This window comes from Paenibacillus sp. TC-CSREp1 (assembly GCF_050171015.1).
GTDB lineage: Bacteria > Bacillota > Bacilli > Paenibacillales > Paenibacillaceae > Paenibacillus > Paenibacillus silvae.
Map to the genome: position 1 here is coordinate 131,531 of NZ_JBNOKM010000014.1, position 24,750 is coordinate 156,280.

A 24,750-nucleotide genomic window follows, 5' to 3' on the forward strand; every position below is an offset into this window, starting at 1 on the left:
ATGACGATACCTATTATTATTGACTGTGATCCGGGTCATGACGACGCTATCGCTATACTGCTGGCGCTCGCCCACCCGGAGCAGCTGGAGATCAAAGGCATTACTACCGTAGGCGGGAATCAGACGTTAGAGAAAATTACGAACAATGCGCTTAAAATTCTCAGCTTTGTAGACGCGGATATCCCGGTAGCGAAGGGAGCAAAGGGGCCGCTGCTTGGCACGTTGGTGACGGGGGAGGAGGCTCATGGGGAATCGGGTATGGATGGCCCTGTGCTGCCGCCAAGCCGTTTTCGTCCCATAGAGACGGGCGCGGTTGAGTTTATTCGCGAGATTCTGCTCGCATCGGATGAGCCCGTTACCCTTGTGCCGATTGGCCCGCTGACCAATATTGCAACATTGATTCGTGCCTATCCCGAGCTGAAATCCCGTATTGCTGGCATTTCAATGATGGGTGGAGGCATTGCCTACGGGAATGTGACCCGTACTGCGGAGTTTAACATCTATGTGGACCCGGAAGCGGCTCAGATCGTGTTTGAATCGGGCATTCCGATCACGATGAGCGGACTTGATGTGACGGATAAAGCGGCTATTTTCGATGATGAGATTGAGGCTTTGAAAACACGCGGCCCGGTCTCAGTTCTGGTAGGAGAGCTGCTGGACTTCTATTCTATTTTCGGCAAAAAGATGGGATATCACGGCAATGCGCTGCACGATCCGTGCGCAATTGCCTGGTTGCTGCAGCCGCAGCTGTTCCAGAGCAAAATGCTGGATGTCACGGTTGAAACTCAGGGAACGTATACACGCGGTATGACGGTGGGTGACTTGCGCACCAAGACAGACCGTCAGCCTAACGTAAACGTGCTGCTGGATGTGGATCGCGATGCCTTTATTCGTCTTCTCTTTGATGCGCTCGCGATTCTAGACGCCCGATATGTACAACAAGCGTCTCAAGGAGAATCTTAGGATGGCTGGCTGGACAGACCTGCGTGAGACGGTGCGCCTGGAGGTAATTCAACGTGGCGAAGAGGGCTGTGATACGCAGGGTTTTATGCAAAAGTGGGAAGCAGCCGCGCATGACGAGAGCAAGCTGATGTTATTGTACCAAGAACTCATGGAGCTTCAGGTGTCGGCTGATTTTCCTTATGTAGAACCTTCAAGTCTTGAGGATATTCGCCGTTTACGCCCGGATGGGCCACGTGTGCTTGAGGCGAACTGGAGCGAGCAGGTATGGCGGGACAAGTTCTACGGAGCATGGCTCGGACGAAGTGTCGGTTGTGCACTCGGTAAGCCGCTGGAGCACCCGGATTATCTATATGGCAAGGACGGTCGTCCGGGTTGGGAGAATATTGAGCTGTGGTTCAAGGGAGCGGGTGCTTGGCCGATTCAAGGTTATACTCCTGAGCATTCGAGCGCAGAGCAGGAATATGGCTTGAGCTTGACGGAGCTGGGTCCTTTGAGTGTAAAAGAGAAGATTCGCTTTATGGAGAGTGACGATGATATCCGCTATACCCTTTTGGGCCTTCTTCTGCTGGAGGAAAACGGACTGGATTGGGATTCGTGGGATATTGGCAAGCTGTGGCATCGCCGCCTGACATACAGTCAGGTGTGTACGGCTGAGACACAGAGCTATATGAATTTTGCCCATGAGACCTCGCATCTGAAATCGGATAAACCTGCCGATTGGATACAGCGTCAAGAGCGTGTACGCATGCACCTTAATCCATATCGTGAGTGGATTGGTGCTGCCATTCGCGCTGACGGCTTGGCCTACGGTGTAGCCGGGCGGCCAGAGCTGGCTGCTGAACTCGGGTGGCGGGATGCTTCTTTCTCCCACGTGAAGAACGGCATTTATGGCGAGATGCTGAATGCTGCAATGATCGCAGCGGCGTTTGTTGAAAATAGCAGTGAGCGTATTGTGGAAATCGGACTGAGCGAAATTCCACAAACAAGCCGACTGGCAGCAGATGTGCAGCAAGGTGTGGAGATTGGCCTTCAAGCCCGCAGTGAGCGGGAACTGGTTAGCCGAATCTGGGATATGTTCAGCCACTATGATGCCGTGCACACGAACAACAATGCGGCGCTGGTTGCAGCATCCTTGGTGTATGCAGGCGATGATTTTGAGAAAGCAGTCGTGACCTCTGTCTATGGCGGTATGGATACGGATTGTAATGGAGCTACGGTAGGTTCAATCATGGGTGCACGTCTCGGTGCAGCACAGCTGCCAGAGTCTTGGACTGCTCCGCTGCATGATACGCTCTATGCCGATCTGGTCGGGTTCGACCCCGTGTCTATATCGTCCTGTGCCGAGCGCAGCTATCAGGTGTTCCTGAAGCTTCGCGGGCAAGCAGGTAACCAATAGATGTTATCGTTATACTGACGGAGGTCATGAATTGTTGCATAGCTAAGAATTGTTGAAAAGTGAGCCTTGGAAGATTCCGAGGCTCACTTTGTGTTGTTAGCTGAAGGATTTTTCAAGATTTCAAATCGATGTGTCACAAAAAGGGTTCCTTGCTGCGTTATAGAGTTGAGATATAAAAGGAGGGTAAATAATGAATAAAATAACAAGAAATAAAATGAAAATTAAGCTGAAAACGCCGTTGCTTGTCCTGAGTTCTATGTTCATCTTTGGAGCGGCAATCATTACAACTCTGAATAGTGATGTATTGGCTGAGTCCTCCAAGTCTGATAACAGCCTCTCTTCCTCTGCTTCCAATGCTGCTAATCAGAAAGCGATTGATGCTGCTAAAAGCAAAATTGAAGAGTTTACCGGAAATTCACCTTCGCTTTTTGTCTCCAAGAAAGATGGAAGCACCTCTATTCTTAAGACAAACAAGAATAAGTCTGACGAGATTTTTGTATCATCCAAGGGAATCGTTACTTATGTTAGTTTAACAGTGAAGTATGAGGAACTCGGAGAAGTTAAATTGAAAGAGCAGCTGGACAAAGCCTGGCAGCTGACCTTCCCTGAAGTGCATGAACCGCTCGAGTACGTCAGAATACGATTATTTGAAGGCTTCCCTGTAGAGGTAAGGGCATCTAATTCCAAGGGTATGATTGCCTTGAAAGACGGAAAACTTGAATACGGGGTCCAGTATGCTAATGAAAAGGAAATTCCGTCCGCTGCGCTGAAAGCAGCAGATCAAGTCTTCAATAATATCGGCAAGGGAGTGCGCAAGACTGATCGGAAATTAAAGGTTATTATAATAAGACCGGGTGAGCCTGCAGTGTATGGCTTTGAATACAATACTAATAAGGGAAAAATATCAGTTGAGATTGAGGAAAATTCCCTTCAACCCTTATCTGTTTTACTATGGGATATTGTGTCACCTTATAAGAATAAGAATCTAAGCGAAAAAGAATATAAGGCCGAACAGAAAAAGCTCAATAGCTTGAATGTAAAAACACTGGCTAAAACAGCGCAAAAAGAAGCCAAAGCCTTGATGAACCTTGATCTGAGCGGTTACAGCGCTGAGAAATATAAACATTCCAATGAAACATTGGTCTTCACTAAAAAGGGAGCACCGGAAGTGCATGCAGGCTTTACCAGCGCTGGAACCTTTGGCTCTTTTACAATCAAGAAACACAAAGTCATTGTCTTATTGGACAAAGAGTTCATAGATCCTATAAAGCCATGAATCATTTTGCATAATCAGTGAGTCACCTGTAGTACTGGTGGAACAGACTGAACAGAGCAGAGGATAAACGAGATGCATCCAGCAGAATTGTACAGTTGTTAGATAAAGGCACCCTTTGAGGGTGTCTTTATTTGCTTTATCCCATTTGTATGGCAGAGCTTACATAACAAACTCTCTTGACATAAAGCTTTCAAAAGAATGCGGAGAATGTTCTCTATCATTTTTTAAAAATTTTTACACCAATTTAATAGAATCTATGACTTTTGGGAATTGAACTGTGGTAAAATATCTCAGGATTCGAAATTGGAGAGGGGTTATGTTACTCATGTCTTGGAAAAAAGTTTTGGGGAAAAGCACCATTCGGGTGGCTGCTACTGCATTATTACTCACACAATTATTTGGCGGAGCAGGTTCGGTTTCTGCCGCAGGCAAAGATGTAGAAGTACATTTAATTGGAATCAATGACTTTCACGGCCAGCTGGATACAACATCCATTGTTGGTGACAAAAAGGCAGGGTCGGCTCCAATTCTAGCAACCTATCTCAAAGAAGCTCGTGCGAAATATGAGCACTCTATCTTGTTCCACAACGGAGACTCTGTTGGCGCATCTGCTCCAGTCTCATCCCTTGACCGCGATGAGCCTACAATGGAATGGATGAATATGATGGGCTTTGATGTGGGATCGCTGGGTAACCACGAATTCGACCAAGGGATTGCAGCATTGAAAGCACAAATCTTCGGCGGTCTTGATCCCAAAGAAGGTAAAGTAACCCATGCCGGGGCTAAATTCGATTATGTGAATGCAAACGTAATTGAAACGTCCACAGGCAAACCCCTGATCAAACCGTATGTCATTAAAGAAGTCGGCGGCGTTAAAATCGGATTCATCGGACTTGTAACCAAATCCACGCCAAACAAAGTTTCTCCATCAGGTACTGCAGGCGTGCGTTTCCTGAGTACTGAAGAAGAGGTTGCTGCCGTTAATAAATATGCAAAAGAATTGCAGGATCAAGGTGTAGAAACGATCATCGTTCTGGCGCATGACCCGGCTTCCACCAAAGAAGGTGTAACGACCGGGGAAGCGGCTGATCTGGCGAAAGCTTTGCCAGCAGATTCTCCTGTTGATGTCATCGTTGCTGGTGATAACCACGCTCTGGCGAACGGTGAAGTGAATGGAAAATTGATTGTACAAGCGTACTCCTATGGTACAGCATTTGAAGATATCAAGCTGATGATTGACCCGGCAACAGGGGATGTAACGGAGAAATCAGCTACTGTGACAACAACGTTCCAAGAAGGTGTGAAGCAAGACCCTGAGACACTTGCTATTATTAAAAAATCTTTGGACAAGCATCCGGAGCTGACCAAGCCGGTAGGTACAACAGATGGCTCTGTACTGCGTACAGATGCTTACAATAACGAAGCTCCACTGGGCAATCTGATTGCAGATGCGATGCGTCAAGCGGACTTTGGAGATCAAGCAGGCAAGGCTGACTTTGCATTTATGAATCCAGGCGGTATCCGTGCAGACCTGCCAAAAGGGGATGTAACCTTTGCAGACCTGGCTAAAATCCAGCCTTTCGGGAACACACTGGTGAAGCTGGAGCTGACGGGTGCACAAGTGAAAACGTTGCTGCAACAGCAATGGGGTACGAATGCAGATGGCACACCGAACACCAAAACATTGCAAATTGCCGGTTTGAAATATACAGCTGATTTCAGCAAACCAGTTGCTGAACGTGTAACGAGCCTGAGCCTGGAAGATGGCACTCCTGTTGATCCGAACAAATCATATACGGCTGTAGTCAACAACTTTATGGCCGCAGGTGGAGATAACTACAAAGTGCTGCTGGATGCGAAGTCATCCCTGGCAGGCCCGATTGATCTGGATGTGTTCTACAAATACATGGTAGATACGTTTAAAGGCGGCGAGATTCTAGCCAAAAAAGAAGGCCGTATCACAAACATCGCAGCAGCTACAGAGCCAACAGAAACACCAGCACCGGTCAACAATGAGCCTATCACTCGTGCTGAATTTGTCACTGCACTCGTGGATATGTTGAAGCTTGACGCCGTATCTGCAGCACCTGCATTCAAGGATGTTGCTGCTAATGCTGCATATGCTGATGCCATTGCAGAAGCTTCCAAAGCCGGATTTATTCAAGGATACGGTGGGAACTTCTATCCTGAGCGTAATATTACTCGGGAAGAGGCAGCAACCATTTTGGCAAAATTGGTGAACAGCCCGGCATCCGAGGCCAATGCGGCAACGATTATGGCCGCTTTTGAAGATAACAAAGCGGTATCTTCTTATGCAGTTAAACCGATGGCTAAACTGATTGATAAAGGCATCTTCACAGCAACAGACAAAAAAATGCTGGAGCCTAAGCAAGGTCTTTCTACGAATGATGCCAAAGCTTTAATTGAAAAAGCAGTTGCAGCAAAAGCTTCATAATCTAGAACGTACTCATACTTTGTTGTAAGACAGGATACACAACTTTATGGGAATAAGCACTCTTCTCATGTAAACCTCTCATTATTTTAGCTATGAAAGGTTTATCTAGAAGAGTGCTATTTCCTTTATAGGTTGTGTTTTTTTTATTTTAACGCTGTTGTCACAAAAAGAGCTGCATTGGTGTTTTAAGAGTGTAGGCGGGAGGGGGTAACATTTTTGGTAAGAGACTATAGACAACATAAATCAAACTCAGAAGAAATGGAGATGCTGGTTGAAAGAACTAAGCATGGTGATAAGGAAGCTTTTGCTTCAATTATAAGAATCTTTGAAAAACCAATGTATATCTATTGTTATCATATTCTCAAAAACAAGGAAGAAGCCGAGGATGCGCTGCAAGAAATATTTATTAAAGTGTATGAACAGATACATAAGTATCGACCCAATATGACCTTCTCGGCCTGGCTGTACAAAATTGCCTACAACTACAGTCTGAATCAAATCAGGAGCAAAAAAAGGTGGTTTCGTTTCATAGATCGTTATAAATATGATCAGCCGGAACCTTCACCACAGCCAATAGATAGTCAAACGACACTGAAGGAGTTTCTGAACTTACTGACTACCGAAGAAAGACATATAATCATTCTCCGGGCGATTCATCGATATAACTTTAACGAGATTAGTGAAATTATGAATATGAAGCCCGCTACTGTGCGCAAAAAGTATGAACGCCTTCGCAAAAAACTGCAGACGAAGGAAGTTAATGAAGGAGGGACAATGAATGCGTCGATCACCAAATCCGTCTAAAACCGTGAGTATTCACCAAGTAGAGCAAATGATTCGGGACACGGAGACGCCAGAGCACAGCATGAGTCAACAGATTGTAGAAAAGCTTGAATCCAAAAGCGCGTCAAGGCAAAAGCCATTCTTCACAAGAAGAGTAGGTATTGTCGCAGCTGCATCGGTTGCGTTTTGTGTGTCTCTAACTCCTGTCATGGCTCAAGCCATAGAGCGGTTATCACTGCTTGAGTATATTAATCCGTTTGCCAAAGAAATGAAAGCAAATCCAAATGAGAAGGCGGATACACTTTATGTAAAAGGCTTGGATGGGAATAAACAATTTCATTCGGGGATGATTCGCTTTGATAACATTGAGGATCAAGAGTTTAAAAGTCAGCTGCAGAGGGTCTGGAATGAGATTTTTCCCCAAGGAGAAGCAATTCATGATGTGATTATGTACGAATATGAGAAGGACAAATTTCACATAGAGGCGCGAAACGAAAACAGATCCATCGACTTTGACGAAGGTAACTGGTATCACGCGGCACAACCGGTTGGAGAGAACCAGGTTCCAGATGCAGCAAAAGATGCAGCAGATCACATTTTTAATAAAATTGGGGATTTTAAACAGAGTAAACGGTCAGTGAGTCGAATGATCCTAAGACCCAATCAAAACCCCGTATATAAGTTCGTGTACAGCACAGAGAAGGGTTCAATCCTCATTGATGTGCAAAAAAATACGAATCAGATCACAAGCATTGTAGCTTTTCCATTGTCGGATCAACTCCATAAATTGGAGGATGATAAAAATAAATATCGTGAATTGGTTGAGAAAACAAAAGCAATTGAGCTGAACACGATTCGTGAAGAAGCCGTGAAACAAGCTAAAGTGTGGATGAATTTGGACTTGGCTGATTATAACGTATCCAAACTTGAATACCGATTCGATACCTTAACGTTCACCAAAGCGGGTTCTCCAGACGTGACGGCGGTGTACACCTCTAAAGGAACGATCTATTCTATTAAAATTGATCTAAGGCAGTTATCTGAGAAAGGAACGGACTAATTAATGCAATGAGAGGGGGTGATGACTGCTGAGTTCACAGATTTATTTCAACGTAACTGAAGCATTCCATTTAAAACTGCGGGTAAGTAAATAAAAATAAAGGAGTTTATTGTTATGAACAAAAAAATAATTTTTCCTATCGTCGGAGCAGCCTTATTATCAGGGAGTTTGCTTGGATTCGATACATCGAATCAATCAAATGCATATAACAACGTAAGTTCAAACTTTAAACAGGGTGCTAAATCAGAGCAAACCCCTATGCAAAAGGCTCAGGATAAGCTTAAAGAATTGACAGGAAATACGTATACGTTAATTCAGGGAACGGCCATGGAAGGTTTTGTGGGTTTTAAAAGAGAGAATTTCAAGTATGACATCATTACTTATAAGAAGAATGGTGAACTGGATGATATAGGTATTAAAGTGAATTATGAAGATCTAAATGGTGGAAAATATCAAAACAAACTGAAGGAAACGTGGGAAGCTCTGTTCCCTGGGGAAGAGCCCAAATATGTGGGTATCTCAGAGTCAATCTACTATGAGGGTACAATCTCATCGAATGCTGCGCAAAACAAGCAAATTTATATGCAGGAGAATGGAAATATTTATGGCGTGAATTATGCTCCTGACGAAGCTCCAGCAAGTGTGCAGAAGAAGGCAACTGAGGTATTCTCCAAGCTCACTAATGGAAAAGTCAAGCAAGGTGCTGAGTTGGATCGGATGTATGTCCGCGATGGGAAACCAGATGTGTATCAATATAAGTATAAATCCAAAACGATGGATGTCATCTTTGCCATTGAAGAACAGTCGTTGGAGCTGCTCCAAACATATGTATATCATTCCGATGGTAAAGGTGTAGACAGTTATGAGGAATTCCAGAAGCGAGAAAATGAAAAGAGTGCAGAGATGAAGAAGTTGACATTGGACACTTTAATGAAGAATGCAGTGAAAGACGCAAAAACGATGCTGGATCTGGATTTGAAAGGATATAAGGGAGCAAGAAGTGCAAATACATGGGATGAGGATCTTATGACGTTCACCAAAGAAGGGGCGCCTTCAGTTAGTGCCAGATTTAACAAAGACGGATCATTCAACAGCTTTACCCTTCATAAATATGATCAGAAAATCGAATTTTACGAAATGACCATCCAAGGTCCCCCAAATGAAGAACTCAAATTGTTAATTGACTAAAAGGAGTTTATAAACATGAACAAAAAGAAATTTTTCCCTATAATCGGGGTAGCTTTATTGTCAGGAAGTTTACTGGGATGCCAGGCACCTGTTCAAGCAGATTCGGCTAACAAGGTGAATATCAACACTTCACAGAATGTTAAGGCAGATCAGAAGCTTATGCAGCAGGCCCAGGATAAGCTTAAAGAATTGACAGGCAATACCTATAAGTTAATTCAGGGAACGGCCATGAAAGATACTGTGAGCTTTAAAAGAGAGAATTTCAAATATGATAATATTTCTTATAAAAAGAATGGAAAGCTGGATGATATCGGTATCACAATCAATTATGAAGATTTAAACGGTGGGAAATATCAAAGCAAACTGAAGGAAACGTGGGAAACGTTGTTCCCGGGGGAAGAACCAAAATACGTGAGTATTTCAGAGTCTATCTACCGAGTGGGTACAATCTCATCGAATGCCAAACAAAATAAACAAGTTTATACAGAAGATGATGGGAGTGTACATGGCGTAAATTATGCACCTGACGATGCCCCGGCAAGCGTGCAGAAGCAGGCTGCTCAGGTATTATCCAAGCTTACCGATGGCAAGGTCAAGAAAGGAGAAAAGCTGGATCGTTTGTTTGTCCTTGATGGCAAACCGAATGTGTATCAATATAAGTATAAATCAAAAACCATCAATGTGAGCTTTGCCATTGAGGATCAAACGCTGGAACTACTCCAGGCAAGTGTTCAAAGTAATGGTGAAGGAATAGATGATTACAACGAATTCCAGAAGAAAGAAAAAGCAAAAGATGCAAAGCTCAAGAAGCTGACGCTGGATACATTAATGAAGAATGCAGTGAGAGATGCAAAAGCGATGATCGATTTTGACTTGAAGGGATATAAGGGAGCAAGAGGAACCAATGCATGGGATAAGGATCAAATGACGTTCACCAAAAAAGGGGCTCCTACAGTCATAGCTACAATGAATGCGGATGGATCGTATAACAGCTTTATCGTAGAGAAGAATGGTCAGCATCTCAGTTTCGGCGGGAACACGATTGTTGGGCCTGCAAATGAACAACCCAAAATATTAATCAATTAATTCTAAATGTGAAAAATAGAGATGATTAAGAGCGATTCACAGGAAGCCTCTCCATAATCCGGAGAGGTTTTTTTGTTGTTGGACAAACACACTTTTTCGGCCTTGTGCACTTCTATCCCTTACCAAAATCGCTTTATTGCATCTAATAAACTATCAAAATAAAGGAGGTTTTGAGAATGGGAACGAGAAGAGCAGCAGGCGGTTATGATCCGGTTCGAATCTATAACTCCACACCGTTCAATGCGTTTGGAACCGTTGAGTATGCATCCATCTTTTGCAGCAATGATCAATACAGTGTACAGCGTGAAGAAACGTGGCAGGCTTCTGGACGTGGGGTATGTCTGGTCACTCGAATCACAGCAACAGTAAGAACACCAAGTGGAAATATAGCAGCTGAACCGTATACGTCATCCGGAACATCTTATAGTCAGTTTGCTATCATACAGGTAGGTCCGAACCAGTTTCGGGTAACGCGTGTAGTTAGTGCGGCCAGACGTCGTCGGAAATGTTAACCGTATCAGCATATAGTTATAGTAGTAGAAATGTAGGTTACAAAAAGAGTAAAGGAATTTCTGCAGTACAAAGAAGAAGCGGCTCTCCAGAACATTGGGGAGACGCTTCTTTGTGTTGTGAAGCTTCAACTTAATGCTTTTGATACCACAATATCCGGCGATACATCGAAGAATCCTTCAAACGCTTAAATGGGCGAAGGTCGGGCCGATAGTTGCCTTCAATAATCCAGATACGAGATTTATTATCAACTCCGATATCGAAACCGACCTGTCTGAGATCCGGGTAACGCATTTCTAGAGCTTTGGCACCCAGCAGTGCAGTCCGTTCAGCCTGGAGAAGTAACTTCCGTCCGCCAATTCGTGCTGATTGCAGCGCTCTAAGCGCAGGTATCGTTCGATTAGTCACATTGGTGACCAGATATCCGCGAGATGCAACCTTGGCGTAAGATCCGGTTACCTTCCATGCAGAAGAAGCCTTCTTTTTACGTTGAACCATAATTCGAAGATCAAGCGGTCTTTGCTGGATGCGTGCCAAGTAAAGATACTGCTGGATGATATAACTATTACTTTTACCTGTTTGATCAATCCACTTCTCTAATTCTTCGGTGTTTTTCATCGTAATAGCGTTGTTCTCATTTTGAATCTGGTAGTCACCAGTCTTCAGACGACGGATAAATACAATATCTCTTCCATAACGTCCGTCACGGGGCTTCAGCACGACACTGGAATGCTGCTGAAGCATATGGTGCAGCGTGTCATTTTCTAATAACTGTGTTTCTGGCAGCCGTCCGACGAGTAAAGGTACGCTGCTGAGGGTTTGATACTGCAGCCATTTGTCCCGTTGTAGTACCATTGACATCACAGCCTTTGATAAGGGTCTGGAGCTCTCATCCTATTCTAAATCAAACCTTTTTTTTACATAAGCGGTCATTCGTCCAAAAAAATAGGCTCTTTCCTCTTCCGCCACTACAAAAAAATATCTATAAAAGATATACGTGATGTCATAGTTACAGATGTAAAGCTGTGCTACACTTCATCGTGTAAGTTAGTGAATTAATTCACAATAAAACACAACACAATACTATCATGAGGAGATACGATCTCAGTGGAACTGACAAAAAAGAGATGGATTATTCTGATTGCAAGCTGCTTCATTAATCTATGTATTGGCTCCATCTATGCATGGAGTGTATTTGCTGCTCCAATGGCAGCTTATTTAAGTGGTCTTATCGGGCGTACATTAACACCAGGGGATTTGGCAATTGTGTTCACCATCTGTAATTCGGTCGGGCCAATTACGATGATCTCGGGTGGATGGATTAATGACCGATTTGGGCCCAAAAAAGTCATTCTCGTTGGCGGTATTTTATTCGGGGGCGGTATGATTCTATCCGGCTTCGCAACGTCTGTAGGTTTTCTGGTATTTGCTTACGGGATCGTGCTTGGACTCGGAACAGGTATGATCTATGGCTGCACCATCAGCAACTCGATCAAGTTTTTTCCGGACAAACGTGGATTGGTTGGGGGCGTGACCACGGCTGCCTATGGTTTAAGCTCAGTTATCATTCCTCCGATTGCTAATATGTTTATCAGCAGTTCGGGTGTAACCTCTGCCTTCTTTATTATTGGAACTGCCTTTCTGATCATTATCTGTGTGGCCTCGTTCTTTATTGAGAAATGCCCGGCTGATTTTGTTCCAACAGGCTGGACACCCAAAACTGCTCATGTCAGCCAAGCGCTTAGAGAAGATAAGAACTGGAGAGGCATGTTGGCAAGTCCGATCTTCTATGTAATGATTTTGCTGCTCATTAGCGGGGCGTTTGCCGGACTGATGTGTGTCTCTCAAGCCTCGCCTATCGCACAGAAGATGGTGGGTTTATCGGCTGCAGCTGCAACAACCGTCGTTTCTGTTCTGGCGTTGTTTAATACAGGGGGACGGATTCTGGCAGGGTATGTCTCAGACAAAATAGGCCGCATCAATACGCTCGCCATTACGTCTCTGTTATCTGTAGCCGGACTAATTCTGCTGTATTTATCCGGAGAGAATAGTGTAGTCACATTTTATATGGGGATTTCTATCATTGGTTTAAGCTTTGGGGCACTCATGGGTGTATTCCCAGGCTTTACCGCCGATCAGTTCGGGGCCAAAAACAACAGTGTGAATTACGGAATTATGTTTATCGGCTTTGCACTTGCTGGATACTTCGGGCCATCGATTATGAGAAATGTATACAGTGCGGATGGCAGTTACCAGAGAGCTTTTGTTATTGCGGCCATCTGTGGACTGACCGGATTCATTCTTACATTTGTATACAAATGGGCTGTTAAACGTCGGGATGACAAGACAATTAACCATCCTAACGTGATGGCTTGAGGGAGGACAGATGTAATCTCGCAGGTGAAGATGAATTCTAATTATTGGAAATAATGGATTAATCGCAAAATAAAATATCGCGTCTGATACTAGTAATGTTTCTTCTCAACAAGTTGTGAAAGGAAACATACGTTGTACTCTGAAACTCCGAACCACCTGCTTAATTGACAGGTGGTTTTTTATGCTTTTTTATGCTGCGTCTCAAAGAGTAATTTAATAGAACAGCATAGTCTGTTATGACTAGAATATATGTATAAAAATGCAAAAACCTTTTTACCAGTAGATTACAAAATTGCTCGTTTACGCTCTACCTTTTCAGTGGTATACTCTCCTATATTCATAGAAGATAGCGATACAAATATGTAGCAAATGTTGGATCAAAATATGGCGAATTGGGGCTAATTTTGGATGATTATAGCGAAAGAAAAGGACGAAACGATCATCCTTATTCCATCTCTGGAACCAGATGATAGACTTTTATCCTACGTACGTCAGCTGCAAAAATATGGTTTTACAAAATTGGTGATCGTGGATGACGGATCTGGGGAAAATTACAAGCACATCTTCGAAAATTTAGAACATATTGGATGCTCTCTCTTATATCATGAAAAGAATCTGGGAAAGGGCGAAGCGCTCAAGACGGGTTTCCGTTATATTGCCCGGCACTACGGTGATGCTCACTATGTCGTTACAGCGGATTCCGATGGACAGCATGCTGCGGAGGATGTGTATCGCATTGCACAGGAAGCCAGACGACGTCCGAATGATCTGGTGCTCGGTGTGCGGGATTTCAGTGCAGGCGATATTCCGCCCAAGTCGTTGTTTGGAAATCGGATGACTTCCTTTATTTTTGCCTTGCTATATGGAAAGAAACTGTCCGATACTCAGACGGGGCTTCGCGCCTTTAGTACAGGGCTGCTGTCCTTTATGCTGGATGTGCGCGGCAAACGGTTTGAATATGAGCTGCAAATGCTGATCTCCTGCATTCAGTCAGGTATCGCCATTCATACCGTACCCATTCAGGTCATCTATGAGAATGGTAACGCAGGCACGCATTTCAAAGCGATTCAGGATAGTGCACGGGTGATGGGAGTGCTGTTCTCGAATTTCTTTCGTTTCATCTCATCCTCGGTGGCCAGCTCGGTGGTCGATTTGGGTATTGCCTGGTTTCTGATTGATTCGCTGCGTCCAATTATGGGCGATCAGCATTATTTTCGAATTCTGCTTGCTACCGTAATTGCCCGGGTCATCTCAATTGTCGTGAATTATGTTCTGAATCGATATTTTGTGTTCCGGAAGGAAAACAACCGGGGCAGTCTGTGGCGTTACTTAGCGCTATGTGGCTTGGTTATATTGCTGTCGAGCACAGGTGTATATTTATTCCATACCCTATTCCAGGTTGACGAGAAAGCAGCGAAGTTTTTCTGTGATGCTCTGCTGTTCCTGTTAAGCTTTCAACTGCAGCGGAGGTGGGTATTTGCAGCAAGGAGGAAGCAGCTGTAGTGCAAAACGAGAAAAGGCAAAATGTTTTTTTCATCATTACGATGATTCTCATGACGATCTATCTGATCTGGCGTACGTTCTTCACGCTCCCCTGGGGAGAAGGGGTGCTGAATGTTATTTTTGGCATGCTGCTCATTATTGCAGAGACGGTCACGGTAGGCACGACATTTGAATTATTTTTTCAAAAGATGCAGAAGAAACGGGCGCAGCTCGATTTCCCGGTCATCCCGGATGAATATTATCCGCATGTCGATGTGTTTATTGCCACACATAACGAACCTGTCGATCTTTTATATAAAACGGTGAATGCCTGCACCTTTATGGATTACCCGGACAAATCCAAGGTACACATTTACCTGTGTGATGATGGTGCCAGACCTGCGGTGGAGGAACTGGCGAAGCAGTTTGGCGTAGGCTATCTGGGGTTCCCTGGCAACAAGCATGCCAAGTCGGGCAACCTGAATAATGCGCTGAGCAAGACGTCTTCTCCGCTGATTGCTACCTTTGATGCGGACATGATCCCGCAGCACACGTTTCTGATGAAAACCGTTCCGTATTTCCTGTTATCCACCTTTACCCAGGAAAATGGAGAATGGCGGCTTCGGCGTGAGCACGAGATGGACCCTACCTTCAAGCTTGGACTGGTGCAGACACCGCAAAGCTTCTATAACCCGGACCTGTTCCAGTTTAATCTGTATGCGGAGCAGGGGATTCCGAATGAGCAGGATTTCTTCTCGCGTGAGGTTAACATTTTGCGCAATGCGTCCAATGCGGTAGCGTATACGGGCAGCAATACGGTGATCTCCCGGCAAGGTATGGTGGATATCGGCGGTTTCCCGCTGAATACCATCACGGAGGATTTTGAGACAAGCATCCGTCTGCAGCAGGAAGGTTACATTACGTACGCCACGCAGGAGGTGCAGGCTGCGGGTCAGACCACAACCACGATTCCGAGCATGATCAAGCAGCGCATTCGCTGGGCAAGGGGCATTATTCAGAGTTTGCAGAACACACGTGCACCGTTCTCCAGAAAGCTGCCTTTCTGGACGAGGGTAACGTATGTAAGCAGCTTTTTGTATTGGTGGTCGTTTTTTAATCGGCTGATCTTTATTTTGTCTCCGATTCTGTTTGCACTGTTTGATTTTCAGATCGTTGACACAACCTTCTGGCAGATTCTGATCTTCTGGCTGCCATCCTATTTCTTCTACAGCCTGTCGATGCGTTATCTGTCCAGCAACATACGGAATCAGCGCTGGAGTCAGGTTATTGATACGATCTTCATGCCTTATCTCATTTGGCCGGTCATTCTGGAAACGGTCGGCATCCGTGAGCGGAAATTCAAGGTAACGAACAAAAGTCGTTCAACCGGACGCGAGTGGATGACTTCGCTGAAATATGCGCTGCCGCATATTTTTCTGCTCCTGCTGTCGATTGCGGCCATTATCCGGTATGTGAATGGCAAGTACGGTATCGCGTTATTTTTCAGCAGCATTATCATTTTCTGGCTCGTTCACAATATGATTGCCTTGCTCTACGCGCTGTTCTTCATGATTGGACGCCGGGCGTACAGGGAGAACGAACGTATTCGAGCACAAGAGAATGTAACGATCGGTTATCCGGACAGTACGCTGCGTTATGAGGGGCAGACCGTTGATCTATCGGAGAACGGCATTGCCTTCTATGTGCCATACCCGATCTATTTACCCGAGCAGAAGACGATCTCTCTGGTCGTCCAATCGGAACGGTATGAGGCGAATCTCGATGCTGTGATCGTTTATGTCAAAGCAGATGGAGACGGGTGGCGTTATTCAGCAACGGTTCAACCGATTAGTGAGACGGACAATCGCCAGTATATGCAGCTGATCTACGATCGGAAGCACTCGCTACCGGAGCAGATGAATCTGTGGGATACGGCGTATGATGATATGCTGCGCAATGTGAAAAAACGGATTGTGCGGCAAAAGTCGGATCAGCGGAAGATGCCGCGGCTTTCCCTTCATCTTCCCGTGACGTTCACAAACCATGCGAGCTGCACACTGCGCAGCTTTAACTATCGTTTCTTCTCTGCGACGGGTCTGCAAGGTAACATAGCAGAGGGGTCGGAGGTTACTTTTTATACAGACAGCAATATTGAAGTGATCTTGAAACATACGGGAAAAACAACAGCGAACAAACGTGAAGTGCTTCTCGCCGTAGAGAATATAGACGAGATTCTGGGGCGTGGATTGATTGATCAACTGCTGAGTGATTTGATTCGTCCACAAACCGAGCGTTTCACCAAAGAGGGTTAGGAGAGATAGACATGCTGTTTTTGCTTCAACTTGTGATGGGCATTTTACTCATCGTATCGATGATCGGTTATATGCAGTTTGTCCGTAAAGTGATGTCCATCCGGTGGGAGTTCATTCCGATATTTGTGTTCTCGGCTATTGCCTGTATCGTCTATTTTGCCGGGTTGGCCGGGCAGCTGTTTACGGGCAGTATTGTTGTGCTGGTGGCGGGATTGCTGCTGTTCAGAGGCAGAGTGATTCGAGCCTTGTACCAGAACAAACGGGGGGCAGGGTCGTTAACCTTTTCGTTATTTCAGTTGAGTTTTCTGGGCGGGGTCTTCATCTTTCTGATCATCCTGTTTCATACGGAACTGACACACTACGATAATTTCTCACACTGGGCGATTGTCGTGAAGGATATGCTCAGCACCAATGCGTTTCCTACGCCGGATTCGGATCTGATTGAGTTTAAAAACTATCCGCTCGGGACCTCATCATTTATCTATTACATCTGCCGGTTTATGGGGCATACTCAACCGATCATGCTGCTGGCGCAGGGGCTGCTGATCTTCTCGTGTTTCTATGCGATGTTCGGGATCGTGTCGGAGAAAAAAAGATTTCTGCTGTATGCCTTTCTGGGGTTTGGCTTGTCTACCTTATCTTTTTTCAACCTGACGATTCGCATCACCAATTTGCTGGTTGATTTCCTGCTTCCGATCTATGCTTTGGCGATGATTTCAGCTGTATATCAGTATCGTCATGATATCATCCGTGCCTGTATCATCATTCTTCCACTTGCAGGCATGTTGACCATCATCAAAAGCACCGGTATTATTTTTGCGGCCATCGGTCTGATTTTCCTCGTATATATGTGGCTCGCCCATAAGCAGCGCTTCAATTGGAAGGTGGGTCTTGCTGTACTTGGTACGATTACCGGGTCACTGTTGCCCTACTTCAGCTGGAGCTGGCGCATGGCAACCGTATTCCACGGGGTGAACAACAAATTTGAAGGGGCCTCCGCAGCGCTTAAAGCAGGCAAAACCGCAGACCAGAAGTGGGAGATCCTGGTGCTCTTCCTGAAATCCAGCGTAGACATTACGACCAGACCTGTGCTCGGGCTTGTTATCTTTCAGATCGCGGCGATTGCTGCCTCCATTGTGGCCTATGTGGTGTTAAAGAAGAAGTGGAATCTGTGGAAAGCACTAATTGCACTGGATGTGGTGGTTGTCCTGTATTATGTCGGTATTCTGGCGTTGTATCTGTTCTCCATGCCGCTGGATGAAGCGATCCGGCTGGCCGGGTTTGAACGTTACGCATCAAGTATTGTTGTGCTGTTTGCTGGCGGATTGGTGTTGTGTGCCGCTGTTGACATCGAGCGTACGTTTCATTATCGCATCGGAGAGGTGCCCGATTATCAGGCATTCAAGTCAGTACAGTCCAAAAGGCGCTACCAGCAGGGCATTATCGCCTGTACGGCACTCGCGGCTACTACGCTTTTGTCGGAATATAACGGTATGATCTCGATTAACAAAACATACGACAAAACACTGCCCTACGAGGTCCATGCGGTAACGGGAGATCGATGGTATACGGGCGGTAAAGAAGATATGAGTCGATATCTGTTCTATGGTTCAGACCGCGATCAGCAGGTGACCAGTTATTACATGCAATATGTCGGCCGATATTTTCTGTACGCACCGAATGTGGACGGTATTGTGCTGTTCTATGAGGATAATATGGACAATCTGCTGAGTAATTACGATTATCTGGTTGTGGTTGAGACTGATCTTAACGCCAAATGGCTGCTGAAAAAACACTACGGCATTGATATGCAAAGAGGAATCTATAAAATTACCCGTTCCGGTGATAAAATTGTGCTGACGTTGACGTGAGCGCAAGCTTCTATAAAGAGTTGTCATGGAATATGGAATATGGGAAAAATAAAATTTCTGTCTATGCCATGCAGCATGGCTAGAGAGGGAACTATAAAGGCGCTGCTCAGCAATTGTGAGCAGCGCCTTTATTATGCTGTGCTTCTGCTAGGTCATATTTGCTTGTGACCCGAGCTTGCGGATAAATGCTTGTAAGTTGTCTGTCAGAAACGTATTGTTTGTTGAATCCATCTGAGCGATGATATCCTGAACTGTACTGGCAAACGAGCTCAAGCCAGAAGTATCCGCATGCTCAAATCTGTTCTGGGCAGGCAGACTGCCTGAGGGCTGATTGGCGGCTTCGTGATATTCCTTCAGCCAATCCTGATTGGTTGAAGCCTTCTTCGCAAAATCGGTAAGAATGCGGCTCCAGTCTTTCCCGTTTACTATGGCGTCCTGAAGTTTGTTATAGGTTTCGGGCTGGAACTTACGCATCATGTAATTGAGATCAACATAGTCTTCTGGTGCACCTACAGGTCTTTGCGGCGGAGTGTCGTATTGGATTTGTTTGGTTTCGGGATTGATCGTTCTTGTTGTGGAGATGGCCCCGATCTGACGAATCGTATCCATGAATGCTGCTGCCTGATCGCCCTTTATGTAGTTATCCGCTATGTATTTGGCTTGTGCAAGACCCAGCTCGAGTAAAGCGGATCGTTGGTCTTCTTCTGGAACGTCGGTAATAAAATTGGACTGAATGATGCCGTATACTGCCTCCTTCACCTCTGGAGGCTGATCCTGAAGAGAGCGCTCCAGCGATTCATTGATCTGAACGGTGCCAAAGTAGCGCGCCGCATGGTTTACGATATCAGACGAGGCCAGCTGTCTGGAAGCCGTGCTGATCTCTACGGTATCTGTGTTATGGGACAAATCGAACTTCCCTGTGACCATTGTTGGTTGATCTGCGCGCGCTGTCGGTGGTTTGGATTGAGTGTATGCTTTGAGATCAAACAGAGCTGTATGTTGAACCTTCATTCATGAACACCCCTATTCGTAAAATGATTTTCGAAACTTCTTGTCCACATCATCGTTGTCTCTTCTTGTTATCGGAATAATATTCCATAATTTGAATAGATATGGACAAAAACAAGCAACGAACGGTTTCTTCAACCGCTCGTTGCTCTGTTCGTTTCGATCTAACCGCCGTAGATACTGTATGCAAAGTGGTAAACGATATCTGAATCATTGGCAGTTGGACGATCAGTGACTTTGGCTGCTACAGCACAAAGATCAAAATAATGCGTAAAGCTTATTGCTCCTGGCAAGTATTGACTGAGGCTTCCGGCAGAAGGGGGAAGAGATAATGTTGCAGTGAACTGCCCGCTGCTGTTGGTCATTACCTTGGCGCTTCGATAGCGATTGTTACTGCTTTCGGACCAGGCATCATTGATCCAGATCACTTCGACTTCTGCATTGGCTACAGCGTAGTTATCGGAGGTTGCGGCAACACCCGTTACCGTGAAGCTGTTCCCTGTTATCCGATAGTAACGGCCATAAGCGTAAGTCGGATAATCATTAGGCCCCCCGTTGGAGTTGTAGCCTGTGATCACCACTTTATCTGCACGTAACACGGGCTGCAGATGTAATGAATAGTTGTTATCTGAATAAGTATCGGTTGTATAGACCTTTAAATAATAAGTGCCTGTTCCGAGAGAAACATTGCCGTTCACAACGGGCATCAGGGTCATGCGATTGTTGCTTAATGCACCGTATAATTCTGCTTTGTATCCGTTCGTGGTAGAGGCCTGATCCAGCGTGATGCGCATAGCATCATAGTTTCTGCTTTCAGGAACGGTGATTTTGTACCAATCCTGATCAATCTCCGAATTAATGGAGCGGGTCGCGAGTGTAGAGCCGCCGACAGCAACCGTGAGCGGATAGGCATGCAGTGCATTCTCATCTGTCTCAAAGGCATCATACGTTGAGCTTGTGGAGACGGTCAGAATGAACGGCTCGTTAATGCTGCCGCCGACCTTGCCGTAGGCTTCGATCAAATAAGCCTTAGCGATGGAGGTGCTGTTCTTCGTGCCTACATTTTCAGATAAAGTTCGGGCTCCATTCCCGTCATTAATCAGATACGTTCCATAGATGGAGTAATCAATCGGATTAGGATTCAAATTGCCGGTAGACATATCGAATTCATATAGATAAAGATCGTAATCGAGCTGTGCAGAAGCCGGATTGTCCATTTGTACTTGTAAAATATGTCCGGGTTGCACATAGACAGGGTATAAGGTAGCGGAGGTTCCTTCCTCCTGTATGTAGCCAGTGTAAGTTGTGGTTTCTGCTGCCGCTGAAGTGCTCACCGATTGTGGAGCGGACAACAGTCCTTGCTCTTTTTGCATTTTGGAAGTGGAAGCTGTGTTATTCAGGTTGACGTCAGCTTTGAACTGGTGCTCCACCAACGGGGAAGAATCCAGTGCTGTGGGGGTCTGAGTCAGTTCTGTAATGATTTCCTTGTCTGGCTGTATCACCTGCTCTGTGATGCGTTCCTCCTGCGAACGGTTTTCTTCAGTTTCATTGTTAGCTGAAGCGTTGAAGCCAAAAGCAAAGGTAAGAAACAGATTCAGGACGATGACCATGGAGAGTGTCTTTTTCAACGTGTAAACTCCTCTCTTCTTATATTTTGCTACAATTCTATAATATACCATTTCTATCGGGTTGTTAAGTGAAGAAATCTTGTCTGTCATCTGATCGTTGAATCGACAAAAACAGGTTTCTATGATAGGCTGTAGGCATCCCAAGGGCATTCTACTATTTCCAGTAGAGTGCCTTACTGTATATTTTGGGATTTTTACATTTAATGTATTTCAAAAAACGAATCAGTTTAAAGTGGAGGTGGTGATGCTATGTTTCTCTCTTTAGCCCCCTTAGGGGATCGGTGGTTGTTGAAAAGTATACCCAATATCATTGAAAACAGAGGAGCGAACATAGCATGACTACTTATATCCAGGCGGAGCCCCGCATCAAACTAAAACCGTCCAGGCTTCGGAATTTACGCAGGTCTGGCCGTTTGCCAGCTATCGTTTTTGGTAAAAACACAGCAAATGAGATGATCCACATTCCGTCAATTCAATTCCAGAAATGGTTGAAGCAAGGTGCATCGGGATTCATTGAGCTGCAGTTTGAAGGAAAACCTGCACTTACCGTATTGCTGGAGGATCTGCAGCGTGATCCGGTTACGAAGGATTTGATTCACGTTGATTTTCAACAGGTACAGACCGACGAGGTGCTGCGCACGAAGATCCCTGTGAAGTTCAATGGAACACCAGCGGGTACGAAACAGGGTGGGGTTGTACAGATTCAGTTGGCTGCAATAGAGGTAGAGGCTTTGCCTCGTCATCTGCCTGCGGTGGTGGAGTTTGATATTAGCGGCATGGAGCTTGGGGAAACTCTTCATGTGCAGGATGCCACGTTTGCGCCAGAAGTTACGGTAATTTCCGAGGGCAACGAATCACTTCTCTCTGTGGTTAAGCCTTAATGGATTTTTGATAAAAACAGATCTATATACTCAGGCTGCGTGGGCTGATCGTCCATGTGGCCTGTTTGTGTTGATCCATGATTTAAAAGAAAATATTCCACATCCATGGAAGAGAATATAGGAAATAAGCTACAATACTATATATGTAGTCATTCATGAACAAAGGTGGTGAATGCATGAAAGAATTGCACAGTCCAGTGAACCGCAAAACGTATTACATATCTATGTTTATGATGATCACGCTCATGGTAGCTGGTTTAGTCTTGTCAACAACAGAGCTTGAGGCGGTCACAACCAGCTATGTCATCCATCTATCATGCGTGGTAATTATACCTGTATGTTTAATTATATATCCCCGGTATGAGACGTTTGCTTTTCGATTGAGCATTATATTGCTGGGGTTTGTTTATTTTTATACACTTGCGTTAGCTTATCCCCAGACGTGGTCCACATACATTATGATCTGTCTGCTTCCGGCACTCGCTATATTGTTCTATGACTTCAAGCTGTTTTATATCTCTCTAAGTCTGAATGTGGTCTTGCTGTTAATCGTGACATTTTATATCCATCAACAAGAAGCGACGTATGCTTATATACATACAGACTTGATTGGCAATCTGATTAATATTATAGCCAGTCAGCTGCTCCTGTTTCTGATTTTCTATCTGACCTTTGATCGTATACGGAAGCAGGAATTATATCTGGAACAGGTTCAACAATCGGAACGGCTCAAAATGGTTGCGCATCTGACCGCAGCGGTAGCTCATGAAATACGGAATCCGGTTACGGTCGTAAGGGGGTTCCTGCAGCTATACCGTGAAAATCCTGCGTTTGACACTTCGGATAGATCGAAGTTTGCGCTAATGATTGATGAACTGAATACGGTGGAGCAGGTCACCTCTCAATTTCTGTCCATCGCCAAACCTAATCGAGAGCTGCTGCAAGTGGAGAGGGTGGATGTACGAGAGGTGCTTGAAGGCGTGGCGAGTCTGCTGGGCTCGTATGCAACGTTATCGAACAAACATATCGATATTCAGGCCGGGGAGGACTGTGCGATTCTCATGAATTCGATTGAGTTCAAACAGGTCATCATTAATCTGATCAAGAACGCTCTTGAAGCCTCGGATACGGGAACCATGGTGCATGTAACTGCAAGACGTGTGAAGAAAACGGTGGAGATCCGAATTATAGATCAAGGCTGCGGCATGACAGAGGAAGAGGTTAAAGCTCTAGGTACACCGTTCTACTCGCTTAAAACGAATGGAACCGGACTCGGCCTGATGATCTGCTTCAATATTGTGCAGAAGGTTGGTGGCTCCATCAAGTATCAGAGTGAAAAGGGGAACGGAACGACGGTGATCCTGACGTTTCCGGCTGCAGACCCCAGCTGAAGGACGTGTAGAATAAGGCTGCCCCTCGGCAGCCTTATTTCCTGTTGTTCCTTTTGTACTCTGACTTACGAGAACGAAGGATAGCGCTCGCCTGCTGCAAACCCTTTTGGAGAGATTTGTTCAATCTCAGCCAGTTCTTCTAGTGTGATCGTTACCTGCAGTGCACCAAGATTCTCCTGCAGCCGATCCAGACGTTTTGTACCGGGAATAGGTACAATCTGATCCCCCTGCGCCAGCAGCCAGGCTAGGGCGAGTTGAGGCGTAGTGCAGCCTTTTCGTTCGGCAAGCTGTTCAATGAGACGAACAACCTCTAGATTTTTATTGAAATTATCGCCTTGAAAACGGGGGAAGAAGCGGCGGTAATCATCCGCAGGCAGATCATCAAACGTCCGAATCTGTCCGGTCAGTAATCCGCGTCCGAGGGGACTATAGGGTACAAAACCGATACCCAGTTCATCCAGTAAAGGCAGCACCTCATCCTCTACTTCGCGACTCCAGAGCGAGTATTCTGTTTCTACCGCCGTGATGGGATGAATGGCATGTGCCCGCCGGATCTGATCCGCGGTTGCTTCCGAAAGACCAATGAAGCGGACTTTACCTTCCTGTACGAGTTGAGCCATAGCGCCGACTGTTTCTTCAATGGGGACATCCGGATCAACGCGATGCTGATAGTACAGGTCAATGTAATCTGTGCCCAGTTGAAGCAGGCTGGAATCAATTGATTTTTTGACATACGCTGGGTGCCCGAGTACTTTCATGGTTGGAGATACGATGCCGAATTTGGTCGCCAAGATGGCTTGATCACGACGGCCTTTCAGGGCTCGACCCACCAGTTGCTCGTTACCTCCGAACAGTCCTTGTGTCATGAAATTTTCCCCATATATATCAGCTGTGTCAAACAAGGTAATTCCTTGATCCAGTGCGCCATGAATGGTGCGTATAGAATCCTCGTTGTCAGGCATCATCATAGTGCCAAGTCCCAGTGCGGATACCTCGAGTCCAAGTGAACCTAACTTCCGTTTCATCACTCGATTAGTAAATTCCATCCCTACATCCCTCTTTTCTGCAAATTCGAGAATATTGT

The 24,750-nt window shown here is 45.3% G+C and carries 19 protein-coding genes; 15 read left to right on the top strand and 4 right to left on the bottom strand.

What is annotated here, in order from left to right:
• The 9 genes from ACQSGY_RS21530 (at position 1) to ACQSGY_RS21570 (ending at position 10,719) form a co-directional block, all read left to right on the top strand.
• Positions 1 to 963: a nucleoside hydrolase gene (locus ACQSGY_RS21530; RefSeq protein ID WP_427180570.1), complete on the top strand. Its 963-nt coding sequence runs from the start codon at positions 1 to 3 to the stop codon at positions 961 to 963.
• Position 964: 1 nt separating this feature from the next.
• The gene (locus ACQSGY_RS21535; RefSeq protein ID WP_427180572.1) at positions 965 to 2,359 is read left to right on the top strand and encodes an ADP-ribosylglycohydrolase family protein; all 1,395 of its coding nucleotides are present in this window, start codon (positions 965 to 967) and stop codon (positions 2,357 to 2,359) included.
• Between the two features lie 190 nt (positions 2,360 to 2,549).
• The gene (locus ACQSGY_RS21540) at positions 2,550 to 3,635 is read left to right on the top strand and encodes a hypothetical protein (protein ID WP_427180573.1); all 1,086 of its coding nucleotides are present in this window, start codon (positions 2,550 to 2,552) and stop codon (positions 3,633 to 3,635) included.
• A 325-nt stretch (positions 3,636 to 3,960) separates the two neighbouring features.
• Entirely contained in the window at positions 3,961 to 6,090 is a 2,130-nt protein-coding gene (locus ACQSGY_RS21545; protein ID WP_427180575.1) for a 5'-nucleotidase C-terminal domain-containing protein, read from the top strand.
• A gap of 216 nt (positions 6,091 to 6,306) precedes the next feature.
• Positions 6,307 to 6,894 carry an RNA polymerase sigma factor gene (locus ACQSGY_RS21550; RefSeq protein ID WP_427180577.1) on the top strand — a complete coding sequence of 196 codons (588 nt, stop codon included), beginning with the start codon at positions 6,307 to 6,309 and terminating at the stop codon, positions 6,892 to 6,894.
• Entirely contained in the window at positions 6,869 to 7,933 is a 1,065-nt protein-coding gene (locus ACQSGY_RS21555) for a hypothetical protein (protein ID WP_427180579.1), read from the top strand. Before ACQSGY_RS21550 ends, ACQSGY_RS21555 begins: the two co-directional genes overlap by 26 nt.
• 114 nt (positions 7,934 to 8,047) lie before the next feature.
• A complete protein-coding gene (locus ACQSGY_RS21560) occupies positions 8,048 to 9,121 on the top strand; it encodes a hypothetical protein (RefSeq protein ID WP_427180581.1) in 1,074 nt (357 codons plus the stop codon).
• 15 nt (positions 9,122 to 9,136) lie between these two features.
• The gene (locus ACQSGY_RS21565; RefSeq protein WP_427180582.1) at positions 9,137 to 10,207 is read left to right on the top strand and encodes a hypothetical protein; all 1,071 of its coding nucleotides are present in this window, start codon (positions 9,137 to 9,139) and stop codon (positions 10,205 to 10,207) included.
• A gap of 176 nt (positions 10,208 to 10,383) precedes the next feature.
• Positions 10,384 to 10,719, top strand: a complete 336-nt coding sequence (locus tag ACQSGY_RS21570) for a hypothetical protein (RefSeq protein WP_427180584.1) — start codon at positions 10,384 to 10,386, stop codon at positions 10,717 to 10,719.
• Positions 10,720 to 10,849: 130 nt separating this feature from the next.
• Here ACQSGY_RS21570 and ACQSGY_RS21575 read toward each other — a convergent pair whose 3' ends face one another.
• Complete coding sequence (locus tag ACQSGY_RS21575) at positions 10,850 to 11,572, bottom strand: YheC/YheD family protein (RefSeq protein WP_427180586.1); 723 nt, start codon at positions 11,570 to 11,572, stop codon at positions 10,850 to 10,852.
• 252 nt (positions 11,573 to 11,824) lie between these two features.
• Here ACQSGY_RS21575 and ACQSGY_RS21580 point away from each other — a divergent pair, with 252 nt between their 5' ends.
• The 4 genes from ACQSGY_RS21580 to ACQSGY_RS21595 all read left to right on the top strand — a co-directional run bounded on the left by ACQSGY_RS21580 (position 11,825) and on the right by ACQSGY_RS21595 (position 18,758).
• Entirely contained in the window at positions 11,825 to 13,093 is a 1,269-nt protein-coding gene (locus ACQSGY_RS21580) for an L-lactate MFS transporter (protein ID WP_216515359.1), read from the top strand.
• A 408-nt stretch (positions 13,094 to 13,501) separates the two neighbouring features.
• Positions 13,502 to 14,596: a GtrA family protein gene (locus tag ACQSGY_RS21585; RefSeq protein WP_427180588.1), complete on the top strand. Its 1,095-nt coding sequence runs from the start codon at positions 13,502 to 13,504 to the stop codon at positions 14,594 to 14,596.
• A complete protein-coding gene (locus tag ACQSGY_RS21590) occupies positions 14,596 to 16,887 on the top strand; it encodes a glycosyltransferase family 2 protein (RefSeq protein WP_427180590.1) in 2,292 nt (763 codons plus the stop codon). Before ACQSGY_RS21585 ends, ACQSGY_RS21590 begins: the two co-directional genes overlap by 1 nt.
• Before the next feature lie 11 nt (positions 16,888 to 16,898).
• The gene (locus tag ACQSGY_RS21595; protein WP_427180592.1) at positions 16,899 to 18,758 is read left to right on the top strand and encodes a hypothetical protein; all 1,860 of its coding nucleotides are present in this window, start codon (positions 16,899 to 16,901) and stop codon (positions 18,756 to 18,758) included.
• A 147-nt stretch (positions 18,759 to 18,905) separates the two neighbouring features.
• On the opposite strand, the gene ACQSGY_RS21600 is transcribed toward ACQSGY_RS21595, so the two are convergent.
• Together ACQSGY_RS21600 and ACQSGY_RS21605 are read right to left on the bottom strand one after the other, a co-directional pair.
• Positions 18,906 to 19,769, bottom strand: a complete 864-nt coding sequence (locus ACQSGY_RS21600; RefSeq protein ID WP_427180594.1) for a hypothetical protein — start codon at positions 19,767 to 19,769, stop codon at positions 18,906 to 18,908.
• A gap of 161 nt (positions 19,770 to 19,930) precedes the next feature.
• Positions 19,931 to 21,394: a hypothetical protein gene (locus ACQSGY_RS21605; protein ID WP_427180595.1), complete on the bottom strand. Its 1,464-nt coding sequence runs from the start codon at positions 21,392 to 21,394 to the stop codon at positions 19,931 to 19,933.
• A gap of 335 nt (positions 21,395 to 21,729) precedes the next feature.
• Here ACQSGY_RS21605 and ACQSGY_RS21610 point away from each other — a divergent pair, with 335 nt between their 5' ends.
• Together ACQSGY_RS21610 and ACQSGY_RS21615 are read left to right on the top strand one after the other, a co-directional pair.
• Complete coding sequence (locus tag ACQSGY_RS21610; protein WP_427180597.1) at positions 21,730 to 22,275, top strand: 50S ribosomal protein L25; 546 nt, start codon at positions 21,730 to 21,732, stop codon at positions 22,273 to 22,275.
• Between the two features lie 176 nt (positions 22,276 to 22,451).
• On the top strand, positions 22,452 to 23,666 hold the full coding sequence (locus ACQSGY_RS21615; RefSeq protein WP_427180599.1) for an ATP-binding protein: 1,215 nt from the start codon (positions 22,452 to 22,454) through the stop codon (positions 23,664 to 23,666).
• Between the two features lie 65 nt (positions 23,667 to 23,731).
• Here the strand turns inward: ACQSGY_RS21615 and ACQSGY_RS21620 are convergent, their stop codons facing one another.
• Positions 23,732 to 24,694, bottom strand: coding sequence for an aldo/keto reductase (locus ACQSGY_RS21620; RefSeq protein ID WP_427180688.1), 963 nt, complete (start codon positions 24,692 to 24,694; stop codon positions 23,732 to 23,734).
• Positions 24,695 to 24,750: the final 56 nt, after the last annotated feature.